Below are 588 nucleotides of genomic sequence, written 5' to 3'. Positions count from 1 at the left end.
AGCCCGTGAATGGTATAACGGTAAAGCCATTGTGCTTCACTCTCTATACACTTATGATGATAAAGGTACGCAAAAATCTTCTATAATATCACGCTTTCCTTTCAGATTCTCAGCAGGGATTGTCCATATATCGTCGTCAATCTGATCTTCACGAATATGACGTAAAGGATTTGTACGAATCCCTGTAAGGATAAGAAGACGCAAAGCCAGATGTGTGATGTTTGTTGTTTTGCGAAATATTTGATAAAAAGCCGGGATATTTCTCCAATCCACAGCAGGCATGTTTTTAACTTTATGACGTTGTTTACTTAATAAAACTCTTGCTTTTGCTGTTGTCTGTAAATCAACATCTAAACCTAAGGTATCAGCATGTTTGAGATAGAGATTGAAGGGGGATTTAAGTGCTTTCTCTGCTGTTGCAGCTTTTGTATGCCAAATAGGAACAAGGGTATTGTGTATCTTTGTTTGGGTAGTTTCTAAAACAGATATAAAACCTCATTTGAGGAGAATATAAAGTCGTAAAAGTGAAAACCAGTTTCTATCTTTACCATTTCCTTTTAAGTCAGTTTTACGACTTTCACCCGTATT

The 588-nt window shown here is 36.4% G+C and carries 1 pseudogene; it reads right to left on the bottom strand.

Annotation, left to right across the window (positions count from 1 at the left end):
• Positions 1-54: 54 nt before the first annotated feature.
• Positions 55-588 (bottom strand): annotated as a pseudogene (locus ACFINO_RS11255) (integrase); the annotation flags it as partial.

Origin of the sequence: Bartonella sp. AA83SXKL (genome assembly GCF_042196965.1) — a bacterium.
Classification (GTDB): domain Bacteria; phylum Pseudomonadota; class Alphaproteobacteria; order Rhizobiales; family Rhizobiaceae; genus Bartonella.
This window is presented reverse-complemented; position numbering and strand designations above follow the sequence as displayed.